Source organism: Tibeticola sp. (genome assembly GCF_022759015.1).
Lineage (GTDB): Bacteria > Pseudomonadota > Gammaproteobacteria > Burkholderiales > Burkholderiaceae_C > Tibeticola > Tibeticola sediminis.
Map to the genome: position 1 here is coordinate 1 of NZ_JAEMQB010000017.1, position 5,084 is coordinate 5,084.

The following is a 5,084-nucleotide window of genomic DNA, read 5'->3' on the forward strand; positions in this document are numbered from 1 at the left end:
ACTACTGCGCAAAGATCGAAACTTTATCAGCGCCGAGTCGCGCTTATCGAAGAGGTATTGCGGGGTCCTGAGCCTCCAATTCGCGCCGAAAGCGCAAAGGCGTTGGCTGATGACGCGATAGACCATGCCGAAGCATGGGATCTGGCGAATAATATTGAGCAGCTCCGCTCGAAGCAACTCTACTTCGTCACTGCGGAGCAACATGTGGTTTTTCCGGAGCGGCTCTATCTCCAGCCGCTGATCGATGGATTGATGCAAGCCAATGCGCCGGCCCTGCGCACAGCGGCTGAGAGTGCTCACGCTATTTGATGTACCCCTGAGCACGCTGTTTGATGGACTTCCCGTTGCCGCTTCCCGACGTCTGTAGAGGATGCCGGAAGCGGGAACAGGAAGCGGTGGACGAGCGCGGGGTCAGTCGCGTCCGGCGAGCTTATAGCCGTCGGCGGAGCGGCGCAGGGTTCCGGAGGCGGCCAGGGCGGCGAGTCGTTGGTAGAGGGTGGTATTGCGGACGCGGCAGCAGGAGCGCAGTTCGCCGATGGTCAGCGGCCGCGCGGCATTCTGCAGCGCGGCGGCGATGCGCTCATCGAGGGAACTTGGCGTAGGCGCTGGATCGGGCGGTGACTGCGCCAGGTGCAGGGCAAGTGCCTCGCCGCGTGCTTGTAGTTCGAGTGGTACGCTGGGCGGCGACGGTGCGGCGCGATGTTCGATAGTCAGGGTGAGCGCCTGGGCCGCGCGGCGCAGGTAGAGGTTGGAGTCGCCCCAGGCATGGAACTCGGAAGAGCCGCGCAAGGCTTGGCCGGCGCGGATGCCGCCGGCGGATTTCTTGGCGTGATGGACCACCAGCACCGACAGCGCGTAGCGTCGTTGCAGCTCACGCAGGTGAGCGAGCAGTGGCGCAACCTCGCCGCTGGCGTTCTCATCGATGCGATGCAAACGCACGAAGGGATCGAGGATCAGCAGCCGCGGCTGAAGTTCGGCGACGGTGCACGCGAGAGCCGAGCGATCGGCGGGCAGATCCAGCCGCAGGGTGGGCGCGGTGATGACTTGCAGATCGAGGTCGGCGAGACGACAGCCGGCGGCGGCGCAGATACCCTCGAGTCGCTGGCGCACGACGTGCAGGGCATCTTCGGCGGCATACAGCAATACCCGACCCGGATGCGGCACCGCGAAGTGGCGCAAGCACGGGGTACCGGACGCGACCGCGACAGCCAGGTCGAGGGCGAGGAAGCTCTTGCAGCACTTGGGTTCGCCGCCGACGATGCCCACCGCCTGTTCGGACCACAGCCCGGTGACGAGCCAGCGCTGCTCGGCGGGTCGTTGCGCCAGCCGCCAGGCGGGCTCGACTGGCAGCATGGTCGCGTTCACCGGCGCCGTGCTGCGACCTTGGCCGGGGCAGCCGCGGGAGCGGCGAAGGTCTCGAAGAACAGTTGTTCGTCGATCTGGGCGGCTTCGCGCTGGGCGGCCGCGGCGAGCAACTCGCCGGCCATGTTCATCAGCGCGCGTAGATTGCCCTGGGCGTGATCGCACAGCGTAGCGACCAGCTCGGCGGTCATCAGCTTGGGCGCGCCGGCTTTGGCGATCGCGTGTTGCAGCAACTCCCGCAGTTCCTCGGGCGTCGCGCGCTCCAGCGCGAGGCGCACGCGCATGCGCGATCCCAGCGGCAGCAGTTCCTCGCTGCGGAAGCGCTCGAGCAGGCGCTGATCGCCGGCCAGCACGACGGTGAGCAGCAAGTGCGAATCCAGGCGTGCCGAGCAGAGCAGCCGCAGTTCGTTGAGCACGGCGAGCTGCATCTCCTGACCTTCGTCGATGATCAATAGCGGGCGGTACAGCGAGGCGTCGATGTGCGCCTGCCAGCGCTCGCGCAGCGCCTTGGCCCCACCCCAGCGGTTGTGCGGCTGCAGTTGCACCCCGAACAGCTCGCCGAGTTCGCGGTAGAAGTCGTGCAGGCCGGCCTGAGGCCGACTGAGCACACCGATCTGCACGTCGCGCAGCGCCGACAGCCGATCGGCGAGCACGCGCAGCGTCACCGACTTGCCCAGCCCGGACAGCCCGGTGACCAGGGCGAAGCCCCCCTCGCCGACCAGCTGCTCGACGCGCCAGCAGAACGAATCCAGGCGCGCCCCGACGTGGAACGCCTCCACCGGCACCTCGGGGGCAAACGGATTCCACTTCAGGCCATACAACGAGAGCAGTTTCTTGTTCATGATTCCTCCCCCTCAGTCGACGATGGTCCAGCCATGGGCAGATAGGCGGGCGGCAACCCGGTGGCGGTTTGCTGGGCCATCAGCTTGACGAGCAGCGGGGCCATCGAAGCGGAAGCGCGCGGCGCCTCGTGCCGGCTGGCGCTCTCCGGCGCGGTGGTGGCCAAGGGCTCGAGCGGCCGGCGCACGCCGCGGGCGTTGCTCTGCTTGTCTTGCGGGTACAGGCGGCACAGGATCTTGCCGCTGCGTTCATCGAGCAGATGCATCTGGCTCAAATCCCACTGCGCGTAACGTACGTGCAGTTGGCGCAGGTGCCGGTAGCGATTGGGAATCTCGAAGCGGCGCGTAGCGATGACCAGCGTGCCGTCGCTGCGTCGCTGTAGGCGCTGGTCGGTCCGGGTGAAGGCCAGCCTGAGTGCGTCGCTGTCGGGACTGGGGCGCAGCACGTCAGGGCCGGCGAGATAGCGCGCCAGCGGGGTCTGCCCGGTCTCGGAGTGCAGCGCGCGGTTGTACTCGTACTCGCACCAGGCCTGAGTCGCCTCGTTGAGGCTCGCCAGCGTGAGGTCGCGCACTCCCTCGAGCATGGCCATCAGTCTTCCTTCAACGTTGGTCCATAGCGACTCGATCTTCCCGTTCATATAAGGCGAATACGCCAGGGTGGTGTCATGCACGATGCCCAGCCGTGCCAACCCTTCGCTGATCTCGGTGGCCAAATTCGCCTGGCCGTTGTCGCTCATGCCGGCGCGCGGAAGCCCCCGTTTCTGGATCGCCTGCGACAGAGCGTGGGCGACGCCCTCGGCGTCCTCCGTCAAGTACCACTGCAGATGGCAGGCCAGGCGCGAGCGATCGTCGATCACGCCGATGAGCACCGGCGTGATCCACTCGCCGCGCGCGGTCAGCACTTGGCGGGAACCCCCATGGCCGTCCCAGTGCCATAACGAGCCCACGTACGGCGCCTCGTAGCTGCGCACTTCACGCGCGGCCAGCCGCGCCTCGGCGCGTTCGGCGCCGACGGTGTCGCGGCTGCTCAGACGCCGCCGCTTGCGCCAACCTTGCGCCTCGAACAAGCGCCGGATGCTCGAGTACGACGGCACCGGGGCCAGCGCGCGGTCGTGCTCGGCCACGGCGCGCAGGTTATCGTAGTGCAGCTGCACCGACCAGCTCGGATGCTCGCCGTACTGCGTGCGCAGCGCCTCGCGCACGGCGAGCACGACGTGTTGGATGCCGGCGTCGGCGCGCACCTTGCGCCGCAGTACCCCGACCGGGTCACGCTTCTCGCGGCGGGCCTGCAACAGCCAGCGCTCGATCGTCGACACGGCAAAGCGTACCGGCGCCCCGGTGATCGGATGCTGCCACGTGCGCTGCGCCAACTTCTTGAGCTCGGCGCGCAGCTCCCCCTTCGCGGGCGGGGCGGCCAACAACTGCCCGACCACCGAGAAGCGCAGATGCGCCCAGCGGTCGTGGACCGAGGCGTGTTTCGATGTGCTCATGCCCGTCAGGCTCCCTTTCCGCCAGGATGGGCACACCATAAAACGGCCGTCAGTCTCCCGCCATGTGCATCTTCTGCGGGTCGCTCCCCGGCCTCAAATAACCTGCGCCATGGCGCTCCCGGTGGTGATCGGCAAGATGAAACGCAGCAGCCCCAGCAAGCGTTCCTGGGCGCTGCCCGCAAAGCGTTCCAGCAGCGCGGCCGGCAACTGCGACCGCGGCACCGGCGGCATCACCGTGCCGCCGGCCGCGCGCCAGAACGGCGTAGCGGGGAGCTCCTCGCACCACCACCGGCGCCAGCGCCCGACCGTGCGCCGGCTCACCCCGACCAACTCCTCCAGATAGCGCATCCGGGCCGGAGTCGGCCCGCAGCGCAGCGCCGCGATCAGCACCACCACGGCGCCCAAATAGACCTTGCGCCCGAGAAACCGTAACGACGGCGGTGTGGCCCGCTGGCGGCAGTCCCGCTCGGCGCAACAGAAGCTCGACCGCCAACCATACTCCGGACTCAGCTGCTCCCGGCACCCACGCGGTTTACGCGGGTAGCGCGCCGAGTGCAGCACCCCATGGCAGCGCCGGCAGCCGCCGGCGCGACACTCGGCGGCCAAGTCGTCATCGCAGCGCTGCAGCAACTGGTACAGCCGGCCATCGGCCAGCAGGGCGGTATCCATCCCAGTCTCCCGTCTTGGTAAAGTAACCACTATGCCAAAGACCGGTCGCAACGATCCCTGCCCCTGCGGGAGCGGACAAAAGTACAAGCGCTGCTGCATGGCCAAAGACCTGGCGGCCGAGCAAGTGATCCTGGCCGCCCGCGGCGCCGAGCGAGAGGCCTTCAAGGCGCAGCACCGGGCCCAGCTCAAAGACTATATCGCCTCGATCGGCGAACCCGATGAAGCCGAGGGACTCGACGCAGCTTCCAACGGCGTCATCGACCTGATCCGCGCCGGAAAGCTCGACGAGGCCGAACGCGCCGCCCGTGAATTACTGGTGCGCTACCCCCAAGTGCCCGACGGTCACGATCGCCTCGGCATGGTGTACGAAGCCCGCGGCCAGAAGCGCGAAGCCGCCGACTGCTACCGCAGCGTTGTCGACTTCATGCGCGCGCACCCCGGAGACTTCGCCCCCGAGTTGGAAGCCGACGCCCTCGACCGCATCGCCGAGCTCGATCCGCCCGCTGCCACCGACTAATCCCCGCTGCATTCTGCTCACGCTGCGTGAGGGACGTCACCTACCAAACCTCAACCAGCGTGATCAGAAAGGCGCTCGCCTGACATCAATTTGCGCGCGCCGGGTCATTGGGTGAGCTGGTGATACGTCATGGGTGCAACCCCTTCCCTGGTCGGATGAGGAAGCAGTCAGTGTCACCGCTCCCCACCCCAATTCAAGAGGTGTTGC

Annotated in this window: 6 protein-coding genes; 2 read left to right on the forward strand and 4 right to left on the reverse strand. The window is 67.4% G+C overall.

The window, feature by feature from the left end; all coding sequences use genetic code 11:
• On the forward strand, window positions 1-309 hold a 309-nt coding region (locus JHC36_RS01300; protein WP_287914879.1), incomplete at its 5' end, for a hypothetical protein.
• Window positions 310-411: 102 nt separating this feature from the next.
• Here JHC36_RS01300 and JHC36_RS01305 read toward each other — a convergent pair.
• The 4 genes from JHC36_RS01305 to JHC36_RS01320 form a co-directional block, all read right to left on the reverse strand.
• Window positions 412-1,353 carry an AAA family ATPase gene (locus JHC36_RS01305; RefSeq protein ID WP_287914882.1) on the reverse strand — a complete coding sequence of 314 codons (942 nt, stop codon included), beginning with the start codon at window positions 1,351-1,353 and terminating at the stop codon, window positions 412-414.
• 8 nt (window positions 1,354-1,361) lie between these two features.
• Window positions 1,362-2,204, reverse strand: a complete 843-nt coding sequence (locus JHC36_RS01310; RefSeq protein ID WP_287914884.1) for an ExeA family protein — start codon at window positions 2,202-2,204, stop codon at window positions 1,362-1,364.
• Window positions 2,201-3,691 carry a DDE-type integrase/transposase/recombinase gene (locus tag JHC36_RS01315; RefSeq protein WP_287914886.1) on the reverse strand — a complete coding sequence of 497 codons (1,491 nt, stop codon included), beginning with the start codon at window positions 3,689-3,691 and terminating at the stop codon, window positions 2,201-2,203. The genes JHC36_RS01310 and JHC36_RS01315 overlap by 4 nt, the downstream gene beginning before the upstream one ends.
• Window positions 3,692-3,784: 93 nt before the next feature.
• Window positions 3,785-4,360, reverse strand: coding sequence for a hypothetical protein (locus JHC36_RS01320; RefSeq protein WP_287914888.1), 576 nt, complete (start codon window positions 4,358-4,360; stop codon window positions 3,785-3,787).
• A gap of 31 nt (window positions 4,361-4,391) precedes the next feature.
• Between JHC36_RS01320 and JHC36_RS01325 the strand changes: the two genes are divergently transcribed.
• On the forward strand, window positions 4,392-4,877 hold the full coding sequence (locus JHC36_RS01325; protein ID WP_287914891.1) for an SEC-C metal-binding domain-containing protein: 486 nt from the start codon (window positions 4,392-4,394) through the stop codon (window positions 4,875-4,877).
• Window positions 4,878-5,084 lie beyond the last annotated feature (207 nt).